The sequence below is a fragment of the Pseudoalteromonas sp. BSi20495 genome, assembly GCF_000241185.1.
Classification (GTDB): domain Bacteria; phylum Pseudomonadota; class Gammaproteobacteria; order Enterobacterales; family Alteromonadaceae; genus Pseudoalteromonas; species Pseudoalteromonas fuliginea.
Genome location: NZ_BADY01000117.1, coordinates 12,703 through 37,128 on the forward strand (window position 1 = coordinate 12,703; position 24,426 = coordinate 37,128).

The 24,426-nt window shown below is 39.4% G+C and carries 20 protein-coding genes; 9 read left to right on the forward strand and 11 right to left on the reverse strand.

Translation table 11 applies throughout. The features are described from left to right. Positions 1-22: 22 nt before the first annotated feature. Both P20495_RS05950 and hutI read right to left on the reverse strand, forming a co-directional pair. Positions 23-1,705, reverse strand: a complete 1,683-nt coding sequence (locus P20495_RS05950) for a GGDEF domain-containing phosphodiesterase (protein ID WP_193371860.1) — start codon at positions 1,703-1,705, stop codon at positions 23-25. Between the two features lie 119 nt (positions 1,706-1,824). Further along, positions 1,825-3,072, reverse strand: a complete 1,248-nt coding sequence (gene hutI, locus P20495_RS05945) for an imidazolonepropionase (protein ID WP_008137671.1) — start codon at positions 3,070-3,072, stop codon at positions 1,825-1,827. A 119-nt stretch (positions 3,073-3,191) separates the two neighbouring features. On the opposite strand from hutI, the gene hutC reads away from it, so the two are divergent. The 3 genes from hutC (at position 3,192) to hutH (ending at position 7,177) form a co-directional block, all read left to right on the forward strand. Further along, positions 3,192-3,899, forward strand: a complete 708-nt coding sequence (gene hutC / locus P20495_RS05940) for a histidine utilization repressor (RefSeq protein WP_007377257.1) — start codon at positions 3,192-3,194, stop codon at positions 3,897-3,899. A 66-nt stretch (positions 3,900-3,965) separates the two neighbouring features. Then, on the forward strand, positions 3,966-5,639 hold the full coding sequence (gene hutU / locus P20495_RS05935; protein ID WP_008137675.1) for a urocanate hydratase: 1,674 nt from the start codon (positions 3,966-3,968) through the stop codon (positions 5,637-5,639). A gap of 2 nt (positions 5,640-5,641) precedes the next feature. After that, positions 5,642-7,177: a histidine ammonia-lyase gene (gene hutH / locus P20495_RS05930; protein ID WP_008137679.1), complete on the forward strand. Its 1,536-nt coding sequence runs from the start codon at positions 5,642-5,644 to the stop codon at positions 7,175-7,177. On the opposite strand, the gene P20495_RS05925 is transcribed toward hutH, so the two are convergent. Beyond that, on the reverse strand, positions 7,174-7,944 hold the full coding sequence (locus tag P20495_RS05925) for an NADP-binding protein (protein ID WP_008137681.1): 771 nt from the start codon (positions 7,942-7,944) through the stop codon (positions 7,174-7,176). The two genes, hutH and P20495_RS05925, sit on opposite strands and share 4 nt — an antisense overlap. Positions 7,945-8,510: 566 nt before the next feature. Between P20495_RS05925 and secA the strand changes: the two genes are divergently transcribed. The 3 genes from secA (at position 8,511) to P20495_RS05910 (ending at position 12,781) form a co-directional block, all read left to right on the forward strand. Further along, complete coding sequence (gene secA / locus P20495_RS05920) at positions 8,511-11,225, forward strand: preprotein translocase subunit SecA (protein WP_007582061.1); 2,715 nt, start codon at positions 8,511-8,513, stop codon at positions 11,223-11,225. A gap of 68 nt (positions 11,226-11,293) precedes the next feature. Then, positions 11,294-11,692, forward strand: a complete 399-nt coding sequence (gene mutT, locus P20495_RS05915; RefSeq protein WP_008137684.1) for an 8-oxo-dGTP diphosphatase MutT — start codon at positions 11,294-11,296, stop codon at positions 11,690-11,692. A 21-nt stretch (positions 11,693-11,713) separates the two neighbouring features. Then, positions 11,714-12,781 (forward strand): phosphotransferase enzyme family protein, encoded by a 1,068-nt coding sequence (locus tag P20495_RS05910; protein ID WP_008137685.1) that lies wholly within the window; start codon positions 11,714-11,716, stop codon positions 12,779-12,781. A 288-nt stretch (positions 12,782-13,069) separates the two neighbouring features. On the opposite strand, the gene P20495_RS05905 is transcribed toward P20495_RS05910, so the two are convergent. The 3 genes from P20495_RS05905 to pmbA form a co-directional block, all read right to left on the reverse strand. Then, on the reverse strand, positions 13,070-15,145 hold the full coding sequence (locus P20495_RS05905; RefSeq protein ID WP_008137686.1) for a M13 family metallopeptidase: 2,076 nt from the start codon (positions 15,143-15,145) through the stop codon (positions 13,070-13,072). Between the two features lie 416 nt (positions 15,146-15,561). Beyond that, entirely contained in the window at positions 15,562-16,047 is a 486-nt protein-coding gene (locus P20495_RS05900; RefSeq protein ID WP_007377265.1) for a DUF721 domain-containing protein, read from the reverse strand. 72 nt (positions 16,048-16,119) lie between these two features. After that, positions 16,120-17,469, reverse strand: coding sequence for a metalloprotease PmbA (pmbA, locus tag P20495_RS05895; RefSeq protein ID WP_008137687.1), 1,350 nt, complete (start codon positions 17,467-17,469; stop codon positions 16,120-16,122). Positions 17,470-17,613: 144 nt separating this feature from the next. Between pmbA and yjgA the strand changes: the two genes are divergently transcribed. Both yjgA and hemN read left to right on the forward strand, forming a co-directional pair. Beyond that, a complete protein-coding gene (gene yjgA / locus P20495_RS05890) occupies positions 17,614-18,147 on the forward strand; it encodes a ribosome biogenesis factor YjgA (RefSeq protein ID WP_008137688.1) in 534 nt (177 codons plus the stop codon). A 123-nt stretch (positions 18,148-18,270) separates the two neighbouring features. After that, positions 18,271-19,644: an oxygen-independent coproporphyrinogen III oxidase gene (gene hemN, locus P20495_RS05885; RefSeq protein ID WP_008137689.1), complete on the forward strand. Its 1,374-nt coding sequence runs from the start codon at positions 18,271-18,273 to the stop codon at positions 19,642-19,644. A 93-nt stretch (positions 19,645-19,737) separates the two neighbouring features. Here the strand turns inward: hemN and P20495_RS05880 are convergent, their stop codons facing one another. From P20495_RS05880 to P20495_RS05870, 3 genes are all read right to left on the reverse strand, one after another. Continuing rightward, complete coding sequence (locus tag P20495_RS05880; RefSeq protein ID WP_008137690.1) at positions 19,738-20,253, reverse strand: DUF2489 domain-containing protein; 516 nt, start codon at positions 20,251-20,253, stop codon at positions 19,738-19,740. Positions 20,254-20,269: 16 nt separating this feature from the next. After that, positions 20,270-20,863 carry a Der GTPase-activating protein YihI gene (gene yihI / locus P20495_RS05875; protein WP_007377270.1) on the reverse strand — a complete coding sequence of 198 codons (594 nt, stop codon included), beginning with the start codon at positions 20,861-20,863 and terminating at the stop codon, positions 20,270-20,272. Between the two features lie 755 nt (positions 20,864-21,618). Beyond that, positions 21,619-22,251: a cytochrome c gene (locus P20495_RS05870; RefSeq protein ID WP_007377271.1), complete on the reverse strand. Its 633-nt coding sequence runs from the start codon at positions 22,249-22,251 to the stop codon at positions 21,619-21,621. A 281-nt stretch (positions 22,252-22,532) separates the two neighbouring features. On the opposite strand from P20495_RS05870, the gene yihA reads away from it, so the two are divergent. Continuing rightward, the gene (yihA, locus tag P20495_RS05865) at positions 22,533-23,201 is read left to right on the forward strand and encodes a ribosome biogenesis GTP-binding protein YihA/YsxC (protein WP_008137691.1); all 669 of its coding nucleotides are present in this window, start codon (positions 22,533-22,535) and stop codon (positions 23,199-23,201) included. A 9-nt stretch (positions 23,202-23,210) separates the two neighbouring features. On the opposite strand, the gene P20495_RS05860 is transcribed toward yihA, so the two are convergent. Beyond that, complete coding sequence (locus P20495_RS05860) at positions 23,211-23,729, reverse strand: DUF1285 domain-containing protein (protein ID WP_008137692.1); 519 nt, start codon at positions 23,727-23,729, stop codon at positions 23,211-23,213. After that, positions 23,726-24,313, reverse strand: coding sequence for a YceI family protein (locus tag P20495_RS05855; RefSeq protein ID WP_008137693.1), 588 nt, complete (start codon positions 24,311-24,313; stop codon positions 23,726-23,728). Before P20495_RS05855 ends, P20495_RS05860 begins: the two co-directional genes overlap by 4 nt. Between the last annotated feature and the right edge of the window lie 113 nt (positions 24,314-24,426).

The window sequence follows — 24,426 nt, forward strand, 5'->3', positions numbered from 1 at the left end:
TTGAAATAAAAAATACTGCTATTTACCGTGAAGTAGGAGGAATATATTCCCCTTGTGTTAACTGCCACTGCTTTAGCCAGCTCATTAAACCAATACTACTCAATGGATGACCAAAGTAATAACCTTGTGCAGCATAAGCATTTAAACTTTTAACAAATCTCAGTTGCTCAAACGTTTCTACACCCTCAAAAATAACTTTAGTCTTTTGCTGGTTATGCATTTCAACCATGCCACTAATTAAACTGCGTATATTATTTTGATTGCTAAAATCAGCAGTTAACGACGGTGCAACTTTAATATACTCAACAGCTAAATTGGGTAATTTAGACAGTAGTACTGGATTATCGCCGAGCCCATCAACACAGACTTTTAATCCAATGTTATTGAGCCTAGCAATCATCGCCCTACCTTTATTATCTAAATTGGTAAAAATGTGTAACGGGCATTCAACAATTAAATCCCCTGCCTCTAGTTGATGCTCACTTGTGATGCGGTCAACAAACTCAACAAACTCTTCATTAAGCATTTCAGGACCAAATACATTAATACTAAGCGGTATTGCTATCCCTTCTATACGCAATGCCATTGCGAGTTCTGCCGCACGCTCTATCACAAAAGTAGCTAATGGATAAGCTAATCCTGCAATTCTAATATCATCAATAAATCTATTTGCAGATAAAATACCTTGCTTTGGATGCTGCCAACGTAACAACAGTTCTAAAAATTCTATTTTTCCATCATCATTACGAATAACTGGTTGAAAATAGAGCTCTAGTTCACTTGAAAAGTCGATATTTGCTAACTCTTTTAAGCGTGCTTGTTGCTCAAGTTGCTCTACCATCATTTGCTGATGATACGGGACCACCTTTCGTTGAGGGTGACTATCAAGCGCTAAATATGCGTAGGAGATTAAATCATCAAAATTATTTTCTTGTGCCCCGCAATCCACATAACTTGCTCGTGCGTTAACCTCTACGGTACAGTTTGCAACGTTGAAAGGTTTTAATGTTGCACCAAGAATGTGTTCTATAACGTGCTCATGAAGATGATTTTGAGTCGCCAAACTACAAATAAAGGCAAAGTTAAGTCCACCTAAATGCGCCAGTTTTTCTTGCGACCCTAAATCAACAATCTCATCGTTTTCTAATAGTTTTTTTATTCTATTTGCTGATTGAGTCAGTAATAAGTCACCGAAATCTCGCCCTATTTGCTGGTTAACTTGTTCAAAGCCCTCTAGGCGAATAATGACTAGTGCTGCCTTTATGGGTGTATCATCACACCAGGCATAATAGCCTTCTCGTAACTTTTTTCTGTCTGCAAAGCTAGAAAGAGGTGAATTTTCAATAAATATTTCTTGCGCTTTATCTTCGACAATCACTTCCTCAGCCAATTCATCTTCACTGATAAAACCGGCAACAGCTAAGAATAAAATAGCGATAACAATCCAAAATAAAGGGATTGCTAATAATAAATGTGCAGAAAAAAGTACAACAAATAACAAACTAGCAAACGAGCTGATGATGATCATAGTCCAATTACTACGCTCAAACGCCTGCCACAAATGAAAACAAAACCCAAAGGCAAGTAAAATAGCTAACCAAGCAGTACCCAGACTTAAAATTGCTAAACCAACAGCAGCAATGCATAGGTAGCTAAACTTCATACCGCTATTTTTTATAGTAAATAAGGACGCGATCATCGCCATTAACAAGGCACCACTAAAAAATATCGGGAAGTTACTGTCGGTTAAAAAACTCAAATTAGCACCACTTGTACTCGCTAAAAAATTCAATAAAAGCATGTTTATTATGGACGAAATTAATACTAACTAAGTTTACCCAAAATCCATAAGTTTAACAGTCTATTTACGCCAAATTGGTAACTTAATTGTGACGGATGATTTATTTGCCAATGCGCAATGTCAGCTCTTGCGCCAACCTTTAAAACACCACGCTCATCTAACCCTAGAGCCTTAGCTGCATTTCGAGTAACACCAGCTAATGCTTGCTCAGGTGTTAATCTAAATAATGTGCACGCCATGTTCATCATTAAGTGCACTGAACATAGGGGGGATGTACCGGGGTTAAAATCACTCGCAATAGCTATCGGTACTTTATATTGATTAAGTAATTCAATAGGTGGGAATTTAGTTTCTCTTAAAAAATAAAATGCGCCTGGCAATAACACCGCTACCGTCCCAGCGTCTGCCATAGCTTTTACACCCTCTTCGTCAAGATGCTCTATATGATCCGCCGAAAGGCCATTGAACTGCGCCACCAGCTCAGCACCATGTTGATTAGATAACTGTTCAGCATGGCATTTTACTGGGAGGTTATGCTTTTTAGCTGCCTGGAAAACACGCTTGGTTTGCGAATAACTAAAGCCTACATTTTCACAAAATACATCGACTGCATCAGCAAGATTATTAGCCACTACCTGATCAAGCATGTCAGTACATACCAAATCAATATATTCATCAGCACAGCCTTTGTATTCAGGCGGTAGAGCATGCGCCCCTAAAAAAGTAGTTTTAATATCAATAGGGTGATGTTCACCTAATAAACGAGCGACTTCTAATATTTTTATCTCGTTTTCAGTATCTAGTCCATAGCCTGATTTTATTTCAACGGTTGTTACACCTTCTTTTAACAACGTATTTAAGCGATCTTTTGCATCAACAAATAGCTGTTCACGATCGGCTGCTCTTGTGGCTTTAACCGTACTTGCTATGCCACCGCCTTGTGCTGCGATTTGCTCATAACTTACACCCTGCAAGCGCTGTTCAAACTCTTGCGATCTTGAACCTGCAAATACTAAGTGCGTATGACAGTCTATTAGGCCTGGCGTTAACCATTGTCCTTTTACACTCAATGTCGGCGTTGCAAACACATCAAAACTAGGCAATATTGATTGCTTTCCAATCCACGCAATTTTACCATTTTTAATGGCTATAGCAGCATTTTCAATTGCGCCATAAGGGGCATTTATATTGCTATCCATAGTGGCAATATTGGCATCAGTTAAAAGTAAGTCGATTTCTTCTAACTCATAATTTTGTGTTGTGCTTTGCATATTGCAGCCCTTTTTACATCGTGAATAATGAAAATATAGTCTAACAATCCACCTTGTATATACAAGATAATTGTGTCATCTTATTTATATAGTTTATTTTTAATGTAACCATAAATTTAATGACGACACCTAAATTTGCGCAAATAAAACAATTCATTGTCGATAAAATTCGCAGCGGTACGTGGCAAGAAAACCAACGTGTTCCCTCTGAAAACGAACTAAGTAGTCAATTTAGTGTAAGCAGGATGACAGCCCGCAGAGCACTAAGCGAATTAACCGAGGCTGGTATTTTAACCCGCAGCCAAGGGTTAGGTACATTTGTAGCTACATTTAAATCGCAGTCATCGTTACTTGAAATAAAAAATATTGCTGATGAAGTAAAAGAGCGTAACGGCAACTACACCTGTAGCGTACTCATACTCGAATCAATAAATGCAGTCGCACCTATTGCCATTGCACTTGGTGTTGAGGTTGACAGTGTTGTATATCGAAGTGTACTTGTGCATAACGAAAACGACAGCCCTTTGCAGCTAGAAGAGCGTTTTGTAAATCCTGCCCTTGCGACTGGCTACTTACAACAAGACTTTAGCATGCTTACACCTCATGAATATCTATCTAGTGTTGCCCCACTTACCCAAGCAAGGCATACCGTAGAGGCTATTATGCCAAACAGCGAGATGTGCCAATGGTTAAACTTATATAACGAAGAGCCATGCTTACAAGTTATTCGACGCACATGGTCTATTAACGGCATTGTAAGCTTTGCGCGCCTTGTATCACCAGGCAGTAAATATCGCTTAGGTGGTCACTTAACATTTAAAAAATAACAAACAATAGCGCTTACTGCGCTTTTTTTATAACAAATCACCTTGTATATACAACAGGAGAAAAACATGAACAACCGACTCGACACAAGTCGCGTAATACGTGCACCTCATGGCGATAAAATAAGTGCTAAAAGCTGGCAAACTGAAGCAGCTAAGCGCATGCTAATGAATAATTTAGACCCTGAAGTAGCAGAACATCCTCATGCACTTGTTGTATATGGTGGTATTGGCCGAGCGGCTCGTGATTGGCCAAGTTATGACAAAATTATAGAAACCCTCGATAGACTCGAAAGCGACGAAACCCTGCTTGTACAATCAGGAAAACCCGTTGGTGTATTTAAAACCCACTGTAATGCCCCTCGCGTGCTTATTGCTAACTCAAATCTTGTTCCACACTGGGCAAATTGGGAGCACTTTAATGAGCTCGATAAAAAAGGCTTGATGATGTACGGGCAAATGACGGCGGGTTCTTGGATTTATATTGGCTCGCAAGGCATAGTACAAGGAACTTACGAGACCTTTGTAGCTATGGCAAAGCAACACTTTGCAGGTAGCGCTAGTGGTAAGTGGGTATTAACAGGTGGTCTTGGTGGTATGGGCGGTGCGCAACCACTTGCAGCTACAATGGCTGGCTTTAGTGCACTGGTTGTTGAATGTGATGAAAGCCGTATCGATTTTCGTATAAAAACAGGCTACGTTGATGTAAAAGCAACAAGTCTTGAACACGCACTGCAATTAATAACCGATGCATGTGTTAAAGGTAAAGCCCTCTCAGTGGGTTTACTAGGTAACGCTGCCGATATTTTTAGTACACTGGTTAAAACAGGCATTACCCCTGATGTAGTCACAGATCAAACATCTGCTCACGATCCATTGAATGGTTACTTACCACAAAACTGGACAATGGAGCACGCTGCAAAAATGCGTGAGCAAGATCCAAAAGCCGTAGTAAAAGCCGCTAAACAATCAATGGCAGTCCAAGTTAAAGCTATGCTGGCACTACAAAAAGCCGGTGCCGCCACTACTGATTACGGTAATAATATTCGTCAAATGGCGTTTGATGAGGGTGTTACCAACGCATTTGATTTTCCTGGATTTGTACCTGCCTATATTCGCCCTTTATTTTGTGAAGGTATTGGACCATTTAGATGGGTAGCATTATCGGGCGACCCTGAAGATATATATAAAACCGACGCTAAAGTAAAAGAACTTATTCCTGATGATGCACATTTGCATAACTGGCTTGATATGGCGCGGGAACGCATACAATTCCAAGGTCTACCTGCACGTATTTGCTGGGTTGGACTTAAAGATAGAGCGCGCCTTGCACTGGCCTTTAATGAAATGGTTAAAAATGGCGAACTTAAAGCCCCTATCGTTATTGGTCGCGATCACCTCGACTCTGGCTCAGTTGCAAGCCCTAACCGCGAAACAGAGAGCATGAAAGATGGCTCAGATGCAGTGTCGGATTGGCCATTACTCAACGCACTGCTTAATACCGCAAGTGGCGCTACTTGGGTGTCACTTCATCATGGTGGCGGTGTAGGCATGGGATTTAGTCAGCACTCTGGTGTAGTTATTGTTGCCGATGGTACTGATGAAGCTAAAGAGCGTATTGCTCGCGTACTGTGGAATGACCCTGCAACAGGTGTAATGCGCCATGCTGATGCCGGATACGACATAGCAAAAAACTGCGCTAAAGAACAAAATTTAGACCTACCTATGTTAAACGAGGAATGATCATGTTCGAACTTACTCTCACACCCGGATCACTTGATTTAAACACACTAAGAAAAATTAATAATTCAGCGGTAAAGTTAAGCCTTGCAAAACATGCCGAGTCGCAAATAGCAGCAAGCGCGCAAACCGTTCAAAACGTTATTAATGAGCACCGCACTGTATACGGGATTAACACCGGGTTTGGGTTATTAGCTAATACCAAAATAGCCGACGACGAACTTGAATTATTACAGCGCTCCATTGTGCTTTCACACGCTGCGGGCATTGGCGAATACATGGATGACAGCACAGTAAGGTTAATGATCACCTTAAAAGTAAACTCGCTTTCGCGCGGCTACTCGGGTATTCGCCTGCAAGTAATCCAATTTTTTATGCAGCTGCTTAGTAGCGAAGTATATCCGTGCGTGCCTAAAAAGGGCTCTGTGGGGGCATCGGGGGATTTAGCCCCTCTTGCGCATATGTGCCTACCTTTATTAGCTGAAGGTCAAATGCGACATAAAGGAAAAATAATTAGTGCAGCACAAGGGTTAAAAATAGCGGGGCTTGAACCTCTTACCCTTGCAGCTAAAGAAGGCTTAGCATTATTAAATGGCACACAAGCGTCGACTGCGTTTGCACTACAAGGCCTATTTAGAAGCGAGAACTTATATGCACAAAGCTGCGTTATCGGCTCGATAAGCATAGAAGCTGCAATGGGTAGTCGCGCGCCATTTGATGCACGTATTCATGATATTCGTGGTCAGCGCGGACAAATAGACACCGCTCAAGTATTTAGAGAGCTACTCGATACGCACTCTCAAATTAGTGATTCCCACGTAAATTGTGAAAAAGTACAAGATCCATACTGCCTTCGCTGCCAACCTCAAGTGCTAGGTGCTTGCCTAACTCAGATACGCCAAGCCGCAGAAGTATTGTTATGCGAGTCAAACGGTGTAACCGATAATCCGCTAGTTTTTGCCGATGTAGGCGACATAATATCGGGAGGTAACTTTCATGCAGAGCCAGTTGCAATGGCCGCCGATAACTTAGCTATCGCAATTGCCGAAATTGGTGCTTTAGCAGAAAGGCGAATTGCATTACTTATCGATTCAAACCTATCCAAATTACCGCCATTTTTAGTTGAAAACGGCGGGGTAAATTCAGGTTTTATGATTGCTCAAGTTACCGCTGCAGCGCTTGCGTCAGAAAATAAATCATTAGCGCATCCGGCTTCGGTCGATAGCTTGCCTACATCAGCAAATCAAGAAGATCATGTCTCTATGGCAACCTTTGCAGCAAGGCGCTTAGATGAAATGGCTAATAATACCCAAGGTGTTTTGGCAATAGAATGGTTAGCATCGGTTCAAGGGCTAGAATTTAGAAAGCCGCTTGAACCATCAAATAAAGTGCAAAGCGCTAAAGCATTATTACGCGAGCATGTGAGTTATTATGATAAAGACCGCTACTTTGCTCCCGATATCGAAGCTGCTAATACATTACTAAGTGAAGGTAAGCTATGCGACTTCATAGAGAGTAGTCCCCTGCCTTCAGCATATTAAATACCATATTGGTAAGTAAAGCCTAGCGCTTCAATAGCTGAGCCAATAACTTTGCGCTCAGCTTTATCATCACTGGTAAAGCGTGGTAACTCGCCACCATGTTCTGCACACTTCACTGCGTAGTATTCAGCTTTTGTTGGGTGCGCAGGATTAACAACATTATAAATATTTTGCCCTACTTGCCAATGCTCTATCACCGCAAAAATAGCATTAATTACATCTTGTTGATGCACCATATTTACTACTTGCTCACTTGATGTATTAAGCTCTTTGCCTGCCACAAAACGACCAGGTTCTCTATTAGGGCCTAGTAATCCAGCTAAACGCAGCACTTTCCCGTCTTGCTCAAGTACTTGCTCTTCTGCCTCATAGAGCTTTATTTGGCGCTCGTTTGTGCATGAAATATCGCAACTTTCGCTATATACACCAGGCTCTTGATCGTATACCCCGGTTGATGAGCATAATAAAAAGCCCTTTGCGTTTAACTCCTTTGAGAGCTTAAGCGCTGCCGTGAGTGTTTCAGGATAGTTACTTTCACTGTGCCTGCTACGTGGTGGAATAGCACATACCCAATAAGCATTTTGTAAATCAACTTGATGTCTTAATTGTCCATCTTCAAGTGTAAACTGACGCTCAAAATCAAACTCGTGTATATCTGTTCTATGCGTTCCTTGTACTTGCCAATCAGCTTTTTGCGCACTTACGCATAAAGCATGTCCTAACCAACCTGCACCTAACACTACTAATTTATTACTTTTATTTGTCATTTTCACCTAAGCCTTTACTTTAAAAGGAAAACAAGTGTAAACCTCTAACTTTAATTCAAATTAAAACTAGATATGATTATAACTACTCTACTAAATCAAAAGCGTATGTGCACTGATGTAAATAATTATTATACAAAAACCAACCAATCATCTTTGAAGTATTGTTGTTGGTTAATCAAATAGATTAGGTGCAAAAATAGCGCGTTTAGAATCCATATCCATGCGTTAAATTTAAGCATGAATGTCCCCTTGTTTTTAATTTATTTAGCACCATATCTTTACAGTTCGCTACTATTTTTACTGTAATTGAGTAATACAAAGTTATTTTTACGAACCAGATCAAATTTTTCGATTTTATACACAGATCTTTTTATTGAGATAGTTTGTTGTTTGGCAGAGTCTGGTATAGTAGCGCACGTAATAAACAGTGCTTTTTGAGCGGTTTAATACAATATTGCTAATTAATATGTTCTAAGTGTTATTTAAAAGCACATATTAATTACCAATTGTTAAAAATGGGTTAGCCGATACTCGGCTGACAAAGAATACATTGTAACGGTTTTATCATGATATCTAATTTATTTACCAAGCTTTTTGGTAGTCGCAATGACCGCACTATTAAAAACTTAAGAAAGACGGTCGCGCTAATCAATGCGCTAGAAACGCAACTTGAAGCGCTTTCTGATGAAGATTTAAGAGCTAAAACAGCTGAGTTTAGAGAACGTTACGATAACGGACAAGGCCTTGACGATATCCTACCTGAAGCTTTTGCTGTGGTACGTGAGGCGTCAAAGCGTGTAAATGGCATGCGTCATTTCGACGTGCAGTTATTAGGTGGTATGGTTTTACATCAAGGTCGCATTGCAGAAATGCGTACCGGTGAAGGTAAAACACTAACAGCTACCCTACCAGCTTATTTAAACGGCTTAACAGGCAAAGGTGTTCACGTAATTACTGTGAATGACTACCTTGCTAAACGTGATGCTGAAACCAACCGTGCGTTATTTGAATTTTTAGGCCTTACTGTAGGCTGTAACGTACCGGGTATGATGCCACAGCAGAAGAAGCTAGCTTATACTGCTGACATTACGTACGGTACAAATAACGAATTTGGTTTTGACTACCTTCGCGATAATATGGCTTTTAGCATTGATGAACGTGTTCAGCGTCCATTATTTTATGCCGTAGTCGATGAAGTGGATTCAATCTTAATTGATGAAGCGCGTACTCCGCTTATTATTTCAGGCCCAGCTGAGGACAGCTCTGAGCTATACACTGAAATAAATACCATCGTTCCTTTACTTGAACTTCAAGAAAAAGAAGACGAAGAAGGAGTTGAAGGCGATGGCGATTACACTATTGATGAAAAGTCTAAGCAAGTTCATTTAACAGAACGTGGTCAAATTAAAGTAGAAGAGCTACTTACTGAACGCGGCTTAATTGAAGAAGGCGATTCGCTTTACTCAGCAGCAAGCATTACGCTACTAAGTCACGTTTATGCGGCCCTTCGTGCCCACAAGCTATACCAAAAAGATGTTGATTACGTAGTAAAAGAAAACGAAGTAATCATTATCGATGAGCATACTGGTCGTTCAATGGAAGGTCGTCGTTGGTCAGAAGGTTTACACCAAGCTGTTGAAGCTAAAGAAGGTGTAAATATTCAGAACGAAAACCAAACACTTGCATCTATTACGTTCCAAAACTACTTCCGTTTATACGAAACATTAGCAGGTATGACAGGTACTGCCGATACTGAAGCTTTTGAGTTTCAATCTATCTACGGTCTAGATACTGTTGTTATGCCAACTAATAAGCCAATGGTTCGTGATGATCGCGCCGACTTAGTTTACCTAACGCAAGAAGAAAAATACGAAGCAATTTTAATTGATATTAAAGACTGTCAAGACCGCGGACAACCGGTACTTGTAGGTACTATTTCAATTGAAAGTTCTGAGTATTTATCGCAGTTTTTACGCAAAGAAAAAATTAAGCACAACGTACTTAATGCCAAATTTCATGCGCAAGAAGCAGATATCGTTTCAGATGCTGGCCTACCAGGTACAGTAACAATTGCAACCAACATGGCCGGTCGTGGTACCGATATCGTGTTAGGTGGTAACTGGAACAGTGAAGTTGAAAAACTTGAGAACCCAACTGCTGAGCAAATTGCTGAAATTAAAGCAGCTTGGAAAATTCGCCATGATGCGGTAATTGATGCTGGCGGTTTACATATCATTGGTACTGAACGTCACGAATCTCGTCGTATAGATAACCAATTACGTGGTCGTTCTGGTCGTCAAGGTGACGCCGGTTCTAGCCGTTTCTACTTATCGATGGACGATGCACTAATGCGTATCTTCGCTGGTGAACGCATGACTAACATGATGCGTAAACTAGGTATGCAACGCGGTGAAGCAATTGAACATCCATGGGTAAACCGTGCGATTGAAAATGCACAGCGTAAAGTAGAAGCACGTAACTTTGATGTTCGTAAGCAATTGCTTGAGTACGATGATGTAGCAAACGATCAACGTCGCGTTGTTTACTCTCAACGTAATGAGCTACTTGAAGAAGGCGATATTTCAGAGACTATCACAGCAATTCGTGGTGATGTTCTTGCTAGTGTAATTGATCAATACATTGCACCACAAAGCCTTGCTGAAATGTGGGATATTCCTGGCCTTGAAGAGCGTTTAAAACAAGACTTCTTACTTGAGTTGCCAATCACTCAGTGGTTAGCAGATGACAATAAACTATACGAAGAAAAACTTCGTGAGCGTATTGAGCAGGCGGTTGAGCAGTCATACAAGCAAAAAGAAGAGCAAGTTGGCGATTCTGTTTTACGTCAATTCGAAAAAGCGATTATGCTACAAAGTCTTGATCAGCATTGGAAAGATCACCTTGCTGCTATGGATCACTTACGTCAAGGTATTCATTTACGTGGTTACGCGCAAAAGAATCCTAAGCAAGAGTATAAGCGTGAATCGTTTGAGCTGTTTTCTGAAATGCTTGAAAACTTGAAAGTAGATGTTGTAAGCATCCTAAGTAAAGTACAAGTACGCGCAGAAGAAGATGTTGAAAAAGTAGAAGAGCAACACCGTAAAAGTGAAAATGCTCCTCGCGAATACCAACATGAAGAAGCTGAGCAAGTAGGTGGCGAAGCGCCAGCACCAGAAACAGCTACTGTAATGGCTCGTACAGAACCAAAAGTAGGTCGTAATGACCCTTGTCCTTGTAAATCAGGTCAAAAATTCAAACAATGTTGCGGTAAATTAAAATAGCCCAGTATTGTTATTAGCTTATTAAAAAGCGGCGCTAGCGTCGCTTTTTTTTATGGAGTTTTAAAGTAATGACTATAGAAATTGTACATGTAGCTGTTGGTGTTATTAAGAAAAATAACGCTATATTCATTTGTAAACGCGCAGATGAACAACATCAAGGCGGTTTATGGGAATTTCCTGGTGGCAAAGTAGAAACTGGAGAAAGTGTGTTTGTTGCACTTAAACGCGAGCTTATTGAAGAAGTTGGATTAACTATTCACAGCTCTAGCCAACTGATGGTGATTGAACATGACTACGGCGATAAATGCGTTAAATTAGATGTACACGTAGTAAGTAACTTTAGCGGTGAGGCACATGGCGCTGAAGGGCAACCTAGCGAATGGGTAGCAATTAGTGAATTAGAAAATTATGATTTTCCTGAAGCGAATGCTGAAATTATCGAAAAAATAGTTGCCCGATACGCATAAAAAAGGGCATAGGTGAGCACAATGAATATCTCAATACAAAATAAGCTAAGCGAACTGTTAGCACTGCCCCCTGAGTTAACTCAAGTTAGTGCGATTGGTAGCGGTCATATAAATAGTACATGGCTACTTACAAGTATTGATAAACAATTTATTGTGCAAAAACTTAATACTGAGGTATTTAAAAACCCTGCTCAGTTAGTGAGTAATGCAAGACTAATTGAGCAGCATTTAAATACCAAACAACTACAAAGCAACTACCCCCTTGAAACAGTTAAGCATATAGCCATACAAAACAACGAACACTTAATAAAAATTGATAATGCGTATTATCGCGTCCTTAATTATATTAGCGGTAGCTACAGCGAAGACGTTGTTAAAAATACCCAGCAGAGCGAGCAAGCGGCTTACGCCTTTGGCGTATTTGCTCATGCATTACAAGATTTTAATGCGCAACAGTTACACACTGTAATCCCTGATTTTCATAACTTAGCGATGCGCTTTGAGCAATTAAATACCGCAATCACAAATAACTCTGTAAATAGAGTAAAGCACTGCGCTGACGAAATAGAATATTGCTTAACGCAGCAGCATTTAATTACTGAGCTTAGTCAGGTAGCTAAGCAAATACCGCTTAGAGTGTGTCATAACGATACAAAAATAAATAATATGCTGTTTTGTAATACAACTCACAAAGCAAAAGCAGTGATTGATTTAGACACCTGTATGGCGGGATTTCGGCTTTATGATTTTGGCGACATGGTACGCACTTTCTGCTCCCCCGAAGCAGAGGATTCAACAAACTTACGCAACGTTGTTATTCGAAAAGATATATTTTCAGCCATTGTTAAAGGCTATGTAACGCCATTAAAAAGTAGCATGAGTACAAAAGAACAAGAAAGCCTGCTGCTAGGCGCTAAAATAATGCCGCTCATGTTAAGTGTGCGCTTTTTAACTGATTATTTAAATAACGATGTGTACTTTAAAGTGGCTCATGCAGAGCATAATTTAGAGCGAGCACAAAACCAACTCGCGCTTTATAAAAACGTACTCAGTAACGAAAAATGGATGCACCAATGCTTAATGAGCTAAAGCTTATTTAACCTGAACTCTGGTTAAGAGATTTATTAACGTATTGAATCATGGTGATATTTAAATTTATTTTCTCTAGCCAGAGATTTTTAGTGAAAACAAGGCGAATTTACGCGTCAATAGCTGGCCTATTGCAAGTAAATTCAACGCAGTTAGCGCTGAAAATAGCTGCTTGAGATAGATTTATTATCCATAGTTCAGGTTATTTACAAATTCAAGATACAAAAAAACCAGTAAGCTAAAAACTTACTGGTTTTTTGTTAACTTTAAATCGGTCTATTTAGTAAATTACCAGATTTTTACGCGATCTTCTGGTTTGATATACATTTTATCACCTTCTTTTACGTCAAACGCTTCGTAAAACTCAGGCATATTCGACAAGATACCGATTACACGGTAGTGACTTGGTGAATGAGGGTCTGTTAATAAACGATTACGTAACTCTTCATCGCGATAGTTACGACGCCAAATTTGTGACCAACCCATAAAGAAGCGTTGATCGCCTGTGTAACCATCAATCACTGGTGATTTTTTATCACCTAAAGACAGCATATACGCTTTATGCGCAACCGTTAAGCCTCCTAAGTCACCAATGTTTTCGCCAAGCGTTAGCTCGCCATTAACACTTGCATCTTCAAACGGTTTATATTCGTTATACTGTGCAACTAAAGCCGCTGTACGCTCTTCAAATTGCTTAAGGTCAGTCTCACTCCACCAGTTACGTAAGTTGCCATCACCGTCGTATTTAGCACCTTGGTCGTCAAAACCATGACCAAGCTCATGCCCAATTACTGCACCAATTGCGCCGTAGTTTACAGCATCATCCGCTTCTAAATTAAAGAATGGCGGTTGTAAAATAGCGGCTGGAAATACAATTTCGTTGTTTACTGGATTGTAATACGCATTGACTGTTTGCGGAGTCATGTGCCACTCAGAGCGATCAACTGGTTTACCCAATTTAGCAATCATGTCTGCGTATGCCCATTCGCTATAACGAATGTAATTGCCTACTAGCTCATCTGAGTTAATATCTAGCTCTGAGTAATCTTTCCACGTGTCTGGGTAACCAATTTTAGGTGTAAATTTGTCTAGTTTTTCTTTCGCTGCAAGCTTTGTTTCAGGGCTCATCCACTCAAGATTTTCAATAGCAACGCCATAACCTTTAATTACGTTATCAACTAGCTCTTCCATGCGTGCTTTAGCTTCTGGCGGGAAGTTATCTTTAACGTATACCTTACCTAAAATTTCACCAAGTACACTGTTAGATGCATCAACCGCTTGCTTCCAAAGAGGTGCTTGTTCTTCTACGCCACGAAGTGTTGTGCTGTAAAAGTCAAAGTTAAGGTTAACTAAATCTTCACTAAGTAGCTCTGCATAACCACTTACAAAATGAAATTTTAAGTAGTTTTTCCACGTCGCTAAATCAGTGTCTTTGTAAATAGTAGCAAGTGCTTCTAAGTAGCTTGGTTGACGTACAATAATGTCACTTGCACTCACGCCTGCATCTTTAAAGAATGCAGCTAAATCAAGGTCACCCATCAACTTGCTTGCATCTGCTACTGTCATCTTGTTATAAGATTTAGTTGCATCACGGCTTTGCACACGGCTCCACTGAGCATCAGCTAGTGTTTTTTCAAATGCAAGTACGCTCTTAGCTGCTTCTGCTGCATTTTTAACGCCTGACTTTGCTAAAACATCAGTGATATATTGCTCGTAAGAAGCGCGAATTTTAGTGAATTTTTCGTCATCTTTTAAGTAATAGTCACGATCTGGTAAACCAAGACCCGACTGAGATAAATACAATGCATACTCGCTTGAATTTTTAGCATCGTTATTTACAAACCAACCAAACGGTAAAGTACCGCCTTGTTTTTGAATTTTAGCCATTAAACCCACTAAATCAGCTTTAGATTTAACGCTATCAATTGTATCTAATGACGGTTGTAATGGCGTAATACCTAGCTCATTACGCGCATCTTTATTCATATAGCTTTTATAAAATGCACCAATTTTGTACTCATCACTGCCTTTTTTAGCGGCTTTGTTTGCGGCTGCACTTTCAAGGGCTATTTTCATCGCTTTTTGCGACTCATCATATAACTGCGAAAAAGAACCGTAGTTAGATTTATCACCTGGTATTTCAGTTTTAGCTAACCAATGACCATTTACATGGTAGTAAAAATCGTCTTGTGCGCGTACTGAACTATCCATATTAGCTAATTCAATACCAAGCTCTAGTGGTTTTTCAGCGGGTGCTGTTACTACTGGAGTGTCGGTTACTTTAGTTTCTTGTTGTTTTTCACCACAACCTACCAAGCCAAGCGCAAGTGCGATACTTGCAGCAGCCATTGTTACTTTATTCATAATTATTCCGTTTGTTAGTTAGAATTAAATCATACCAATCTGCTTATGTATGGGGTCTATTTAACGTTAAGAAAATTACGCTAGAACTAGGCAAAAGTTTTTGTATCTAGTTGTTCTAAATAAAAAATTTTTAACGACGTTATAGTGCAATTTAATTCGTTAAATTGATCAAAGATTTATGCAGGTTGGTATCACATACCAACTCCATTAAATTCTTGAATATAGCAGGAGTAAAAATAGCACTGCCTGTACGCTTTTACTTAATGGAATGGGTATCAAGGGAGCTTTAAATAATAAAGCACACCACGCAGTATCATAAACCTCATTAGACCAACAATAAAATGGAATATGTAACAAAGTATTTTGAATGCGGTGAGCTGCCAAATTAGCCCCACCAATAACAAGATAGTGGGTAGTTAAGGCTTGCTTTTATTTTTTCCGTGAAGCGCTAAACGCTCTAGTTTTTCTTTTAATGAAGGGGGCGCAGACGATGCTATCGCGTTTAAGTAATCCGCTGTTTGCTCACTCATTTTACGTGAGTTGGTAACTGCAGGACTGCCCGACTTATTCGCTGTACTTAATCTTTGAGTTGCTTGAGGGTTTGCAGTTATTTTTATTTGTCCGAGCTCTGCCATTCCAGCTGCTCTAAAGTGTGAAAGCATATCCATTTTTAAATAATTAAGCCTAAGCGCGATAGGTGCAGATACCGCCTCTATCATTAGCGTGCCGTCTCGGTAATTACTGACTCGGCATTTATCACCCAATTTAGGACCTAAAAAATCTTTAAGTAGTGTTTGCTGTGTATCAAGTGCTTGGCTTTTGCCTGCATAAGCCGATAAACGATTATTTAACCCCGCCATAATATCGGTTAGCGGTTTTGGTGCATATCTATCTTTAGCCATTTTACACCTCGTAAAAGCTCACTTAGACCCAGAGATAATACTCTGGGTCTAAGTATACACTGCGTATTAGTACTACGCGCCAGCTATTTGCATTTGCTCTATTAATACTGAGCCAGTTTGAATACCACCACGACGCTCTATGTCACCACCAATAGCAGATATGCCTTTAAACATATCTTTTAAATTACCAGCAATGGTAATTTCACTTACAGGATATTGGATTTCACCATTTTCAACCCAAAAACCAGCAGCACCACGAGAGTAGTCACCCGTTACGGTATTTACGCCCTGCCCCATTAGCTCTGTAACTAATAAGCCAGTGCCCATCGTTTTTAATAGTGCAGTTAAATCGTTATGAGTTTGCTCAACAAGCCAGTTATGTATACCGCCAGCATGTCCTGTTGGCGTCATGTTCATTTTACGCGCGGCATAACTTGCTAATAAATACGTTTGTAACTCGCCGCCTTGAATAATTTCTCTATCGAATGTTTTAACACCTTCGCTATCAAACGGTGACGATGCCAACCCTTTTAAAATATGTGGGCGCTCAGCAATATTCACACAATTACTAAATACCTGAGTGCCTAAGCTATCAAGTAAAAAACTTGATTTACGATAAAGCGCGCCACCACCAATTGCCGACACCAAGTGACCAAACAATGAATTTGCAATATCGGCTCTAAAAATAACAGGCACTTTCATTGTGCCTAACTTTTGGCTGTTTAATTTAGCCAAAGTTTCAGCTGCCGCTTCAAGACCCACTGCCGCCGCATCATTTAAACCAGCCTGATCGCGTGCAACCGTATAAGCAGAGTCGCGCTGCATATGCTCGCCATCTTGACCTATTACCATAGTACTAATACTGTGACGAGTACGTGGAAAGCCTGCAATTAAACCGTGGCTGTTACCATAAACACGTAATCCCTGATGCGATGAAAAACTCGCACCATCAGAGTTAACAATGCGCTCGTCTGCATTTAATGCAGCTTGCTCAGCAGCATGACAAAGCTCAATACCTTCCTCAGGACTTACATCCCAAGGATGGTATAAATCTAAATCTTTAGGATTAAATTCAAGTAACTCTTTATCAGCAACGCCGTTGAATGGATCATCCGATGTAAATTTGGCTATATCAATCGCTTTTTCGACTACCGTGCGCAATGTTTTTGGATTTAAATCAGCCGTCGACGCCGAACCTTTATTGTTACCAACATATACACTAATGCCTAAGCCGCCATCTTGGTTAAACTCAATGGTTTCTACTTCACCCATTCGTGTGCTAACCGATAAACCAGACGTGCTAGACATAGCAGCTTCTGCAGCTGTAGCACCTAATTTTTTAGCATGTTCGAGTACTTCTGATACCGCATCTTTAACTTGCGATATTTGAGAATAAATTGGATCGTTTTGTTGGCTTTTCATAAATTAAGTCCTGAGCCTTAGAGGCATAATGCACGCATTTCTTATATTTAAATGCTAACACACTCAATGCATCACATCAGCTAATATTCCTAAGTATCATATTCATGTATAATGGTAAAAGTTATTTTTATTTAAGAGCACCCCATGGCAAAGAAAAAAGGCAAGCCTGCTGAAATTGAAGAAGAAATTGAATATGTATCAAGAACGGAGCTTAAACGCGAAGCGCAAGAGTTTCATCAGTTAGGTACTGAAATTGCCAAAATGGGTAAAAAACAGCGCGAACGCCTGCCATTAAATGACGATTTAAAAGAAGCGATGGTTGTTGCTGATAAAATAAGTAACAAAAGCGACGCGTACCGCCGCCACTTAAACTACATCGCTAAAACACTGCGTACTGTAGAAAACATTGATGATATTAAAGCGATTATCGATGTAATGCTTAATAAAAATAACCAAGCTGAAGTATTGGTCAAAAAAATTGAGCAACTACGTTCAGACCTAATTGAACAAGGTGATGACCTTATCAATGAGACTATTGAGCAGTTCCCGTCTCTTGATCGTCAGCAAATGCGTCAATTGGTTCGTAATGCGGCAAAAGAAGCGAAAGCTGAAAAGCCGGGTAAAGGTTATAAAGAGTTATTTCAATATCTCAAAGATGCCCATACTGTTACGTATTAATTAGACCGCATTAATTGATATTTTATTAAAAAAGGTGCTTCGGCGCCTTTTTTGTTATAGATCAAACCGCCTCACTGCGTACTTTTTTATAATCCCCCCTAAATAAATACTTAGGTGCGCGTGATGATTAAACTTCCACAATGGGATGAAACCCTAATAAACAAATATAATGTGTCTGGTCCGCGTTATACCTCTTATCCCACGGCTTTATCACTGCGTGACGGGTACCAGCAACAAGACCTACTAAGCGCTATAGAATCATCAACAAGTCGCTCTCTTTCTTTATATATTCACATCCCGTTTTGTAGTCAGCTGTGCTACTACTGTGGTTGTAATAAAATAATTACCCGCCATCAATCTAAGGCAGATACGTATCTCGACTTTTTAGCAAAAGAAATTACTGCCCAAGCGCCTTTATTTAAAAGCTACACGGTTGAGCAATTACATTTGGGGGGTGGTACTCCCACCTTTTTAACCGCAAAACAAATGACCCGTTTAATTAAGCTTTTAGAGCAACACTTTAATTTTACAAGCACAACAGAGCGCGGCATTGAAATAGACCCACGCTCACTTGCCGATAATATGCTTGTTGATTTAAGAATACTTGGCTTTAACCGCGTCTCGTTTGGTATACAAGACTTTAACGATGACGTACAACTTGCTGTTAATCGCCCGCAAAATGCAAATATCGTTAAGCAATTAATTACACAAGCTCGCGAGCTGGGGTTTCAATCTATTAATGCAGATATGATTTACGGGCTTCCTCTGCAAACACCAGAGAGCTTTAGGCAAACTATAGAGCAACTTATTGAGCTAAGCCCTGATAGAGTATCAGTGTTTAACTATGCGCATTTACCAGAGCGCTTTGCCGCACAGCGTAAGATTAAAGATACCGATTTACCCAGTGCACATAACAAGCTCACCATGTTTAAAAATACCTTGGAGCAAATGACGCAGGCAGGCTATCAATTTATTGGTATGGACCATTTTGCAAAAACTGATAATGAACTAGCTGTTGCGCAAAATGAAGGCAAGTTACATCGTAACTTTCAAGGTTATACAACCCATGGAAATTGTGATTTATTAGGTTTAGGCGTGTCATCAATTTCGCAAATTGGCACTGCCATTTTACAAAATCAAAAAGAATTAAAACATTATTACCACAGCATCGAAACACAAAGCGGCAGTGCTCTTAATAAAGGAATGCACTTAACACATGATGATGTAATTCGTGCTGATGCAATTAAACAGCTCATTTGCCAATTTGAATTAAATATACAAGACTTTAGTGAAAAACACGCGCTTATATTTAATGACTACTTTGAGAGTGCATTAGTAGCGCTTGCGCCACTTATAAAAGATGAACTAGTCACTATAATTGATAATAAGATTAGCGTAACACCACGCGGAAACTTATTCATTCGTATTATTTGTATGTGCTTCGATGCTCATTTACAAAAACAAATAAATGCGACGCGTTTTTCACGAGTGATTTAACTGATACTAATTTAATGCAATTAGTATGAAAATTTTTACGCATAAAAAAAGCAGACCAAGGTCTGCTTTTTTTGAGTACTCGAAAAACTAAAGCTAGTTAAAAACTACTTTATCGCTGCCAGGAGCGGCTTTAAATTCAATGATAATTTTAGCGCAATCGGCTTTAACTTCATCTTTAAGTGTTTCTTCTGCGTGCCAGCGAGCCTTATCTAACTTAAAAATCTCTTTTTTAGAGTATTTTTTACGTGCATCGTGCGTCGGCATCTCTTTAACTACCTGGTACATTTGATGAATGCCAGGATACAGCGCCGTTAAATCACGCTCGCTCTCAAAGCCATATTGAGACATAAGTACCCAAATACGTAAACAGCCTTCAGAAGGCTCACACTGCTCTTCATTCATTGCACGCGCAATTAAATGAATACTATCGGCTAGTTTTGCATTTCGCTCTAAGCGAGACTTTTCAAGCTTTTGCTTTTTCTCAGTCTGCGCCTTCGCAATTAACTTTTTTTGCGCATTTAACTTATACAATAACTGACCTGCATAAAATGCCAAGCCAGCTATAATAGCAGCGCCTAAAAGTAAGGCTAAAATTACCGCGGTACTCATTAATTACCCTTATTAATTACTTGTCTTCTTCATCATCTAGCCATTCATTTGCTAGATCATTTGATAAATACTGATCAAAGTCAGAATTTGACTTGTCTTCATCACTAAAGTCATCTTCAAGCTCTGGTTCATCTTCGTCTTCAAGACCTAACAATTCACATAAAACTTGATGACGAGCAATGCGGCTATTAAAATATTTAGCATCTTTGCCTGTTAGTAATTCACCACCTTCATGGCGCTCAACTAATTTAAGTAAACGCACATCGTTCTCAAGCGCTTCAAGCTCTTGCTCTGGTGTAAACTCTGGCTGTACAACTTTTTTAAGCTCAATAGTTGGCTTCAGGTTACGTTTCATTTCTACTTTTGGTTCAACAGCAGTTGCAACCAATGGCACTGGTTTTTTACTACCAATACGCTTATCTCTAGAACCTGATTGTGAATTTTGGCTATCACCATTTAATGCATCCGGTGCATTACGCGAACCAGGCTTAGCGCCTTTGGTTTTTTTAACTCGTTGCTCTTTTAACGCACGCATCTCTTTAAGCTTATCTTGGCTTAAACGTACAGGTCCATTTGCTGGGCTTTTGCGTGACTTTTTCGTTCTACTCATATCTTGATCGTCTCACTTAAGAGGTTTTGAGCGAGGCGCAAATTAATGGGCATCGCAATGCTGGCATAGCCAGAAGAATTCAGTTTGCGCTTCAGAGGTTGGGCTTCTCTGTGTTATAGCGCCTAAACTAGCTTACTGCTAGTTATTAAACGGTGGGTATTGTAACAGGACAAATAAAAAGGCGGTAGAGAAAACATCTCTACCGCCTGCTAATCTGAGCGCCATTATCTGGACACTTCTCCCTTCGACTTTTTTTAGTCTTTATTATTTTTATTATTATCAGTCCGTATTGTTATTATTTTTACGTTCCTTGTAGCATTCCATTTTGTTTTTATTATTAAACTTCCATGAGTTTTTATTATTATCGGTCTTCCTGACTCTTTTTTATTATTTCCTTTAGTAGCACCAATCTTGTGCTATGTAGTCGTGCCGCGCTACTTTCCTTATAGCTATTTCCGTTTTTTTATTGTTTTTTTTGCGACAGGGGTTAATCTACTCGTTAATAATTTTGTTACAACTAATTTATATCTTTTTTCTTACACTACATACATTAACAAATTTAACTTATTTTAAATTACAATGAGTTAATGAAAAAAAAATATTTAAAATAAGACTTTTCTCACACCACTGCATGGTCAATGTCTTACAAAGCATAACGGTAATATCGCTAATTTCGGACACAAAAAAAGCAGCTTAAGCTGCTTTTTTATACATATTGTAGTCTATTCATTAATTAAAAATAAATAAATACGACTTTAGTGTAAACCACCTAAGTACTGAGAAAGTACTTCAATGTCTTTATCTGTTAATTTTTTTGCAATATCGCCCATCATGCCATTTAGGTCATTATGACGAGTACCATCACGGAATTTTTCAAGTTGAGACTTGATGTATCCTGGATGCTGAAAAGAAATTTTTGGAAACTTAGCAAGTGACGAACCGTTACCACGTGGACCATGACATGCTGCACATGATGGAATTCCACGCTCTGCATCGCCTGCTTTAAAAAGCATTTCGCCAACATCAACGACATCTTTAGGTGTAGCACCTTCGGTCATGTTCATTGAAGAAAAATAAGCTGCTAGATCTTTCATGTCTTGCTCGCTAAGTGGCATAGCCATAGCGCTCATTACTGGATCCATACGCCCTTCTTTGCCGCCTGACGTCATACCTAATTTTAAATCCTGAAGTTGCTTAAGGATATAATCTGGATGTTGACCTGCAATTTTAGGGTAAATATTAACCGGCGCATTACCGTCTGGGCCGTGACAAGCCGCACACGTTGCTGATTTTTCTTTACCTGCGTTTACATCGCCATCAAATGCTGTTGCGTTGCTTGCTGACAACGCACCAAGCAATATTGTTAAAGATAGTGCTATTTTTTTCATGGTGAATTCTCTGTTTCCGACCCTGTATCATCTACAATCGTGATGCTGTAATACATATATTCTACACGATAATAAATTCTCTGGCACGTTTTCTACACATATTAAGCTTATAATTTACAGGGTTTTGACTTAGATTAAGCTTTAACATGTTTTAAATGTACCATAGGTACTGTTTTTAGGTGGTTAAATACGCTTTTTAATACATCCTTTATAGTATAAAATACGTGCCCTGAGTGAATTTGGTTTACTCAACGTTATTTTTTTAAGTTTTAGGAGAGCCTGTGCTCAAATCTCGTATCAAATATAATACTGCGTCTTTCGTAACAAGCGCTCCCGACATTACTAAATTACCTGCTGATACGGGAATTGAAGTTGCGTTTGCCGGTCGTTCCAATGCAGGTAAGTCGAGTGCATTAAATGCATTAACCGATCAAAAGCTAGCACGTACAAGTAAAACACCTGGGCGTACCCAGCTAATCAATACATTCGATTTAGCGGATGTTGACGATATGCGCCTTATCGATTTGCCAGGCTATGGCTTTGCTAAAGTACCAATCGAAATGAAAAAGAAATGGCAAAAGTCGTTAGGCGAATACCTACAAAAGCGTCAAAGCTTAAAAGGTATTGTTATTTTAATGGATATTCGTCATCCATTAAAAGACTTAGACCGTGATTTAATTAACTGGGCAATTGGTAGTGAAATTCCAGTATTAGCACTATTAACTAAAGCCGACAAACTAAAGCAAGGCCCTCGTAAATCACAAGTACTGCAAGTTCGCCGTGAATTAAGCACGCTTGATGGGGATATTACAGTTCATGCATTTTCATCATTAAAAGGCACGGGTTTACCAGAAGTAGCTAAAAAGCTAGATGAATGGTTTTTAGGACCTGTGATTGCTATACCACCTACTGATGAAGTAGTCACTGACGAAACTAACCCAGAGGCTTAAGATCTGGTGTTAGGATAAATAAAACTGCTCTTTGGCAGATTTAATAAAATAGCCGAGCTTATCAGACTCGGCTTTTTCAGCCCACTGATAAAATACACTGCGTGAAACTCGCGCACTACAACCATACGGTAGCTTTAAATAAGGCACCTTTGAACCTTTGTAGTCTTTTATATGCAAGGGCTGCTGAGCGCTAACCAGCCACTGCCTAGCTAGATTATCAATACAACACAACACCTGTCCTTGCGCTGTATTTTCAAAACGCCAATCAACAATAATAAACGGCGCATCATCAACCGTTATTGTTATTTTTTCGACAGGTGTTTTTAAATAAAATTGCTCACCTTCTTTACACAATACAGAAGCAAACAACTTCACCATGGCTGGGCGTGTTATTTCGCTGCCATCGTAAAACCATTTCCCTTCATTATTAATAACAATTGGCAACTCCCCACAATGGTTAGGCTGCCAACTATTAAAAGGTTTGCTTGGCTCGCTTAATCGCTTGCTAAGCTCACTTAAAGAAATCACTGTTTTTTAAGTGTAATTGCAAACGTAACAGGTACTGCTGTTGCAATTGAAGGTAAACCCGCTAATTTTTGCAGTTGTTTAACGCCTTCAGTTACACCAAAATCACTACTATTAATAATAATAGGTGTTAATGATGATACGGTTAAATCGCCACTTTGCGTGCTATTAACGAGTACATCAATAGCCAATGATTTTTTATTACCATGAAAATCAAGTTCCGCTTCAATACCTTTCAATACATATTGACCAGATTTTTTAAGATTACTCAGCTCTTTAGTTAAATTTGCAGTTAAAACAGCATTGGGGAATTTAGCTGCTTCAAATAATATTGCTGTTAAACGCTCATTACGAATAGGAATTAGAGTTTCGGCTGATGTTAAATCAACATTAACGCTAAACTCACCTTTATCAGAAAGCATACCTTCAAGGTTAGTAAAATGGTGAGCTTCAGCAATCGAATCTTTTTTAATTGAAACAAAGCTTAGTTGGCTTTTATCATTCACTAGCTGCCAATCGGCCTGAGCAACATTAGAAATAACTAAACTTGATAAAGAAAAACCTGCAATAGCTAATGCTTTAAACATAACGCACTCCTTAGTAATAAAATGAAAATAATAATATTACTTTGATGGTATCACCTGCGATGTACCCAAACCACCTCGAAATGACGAATGAATAATACAATAGGTATAGCGCA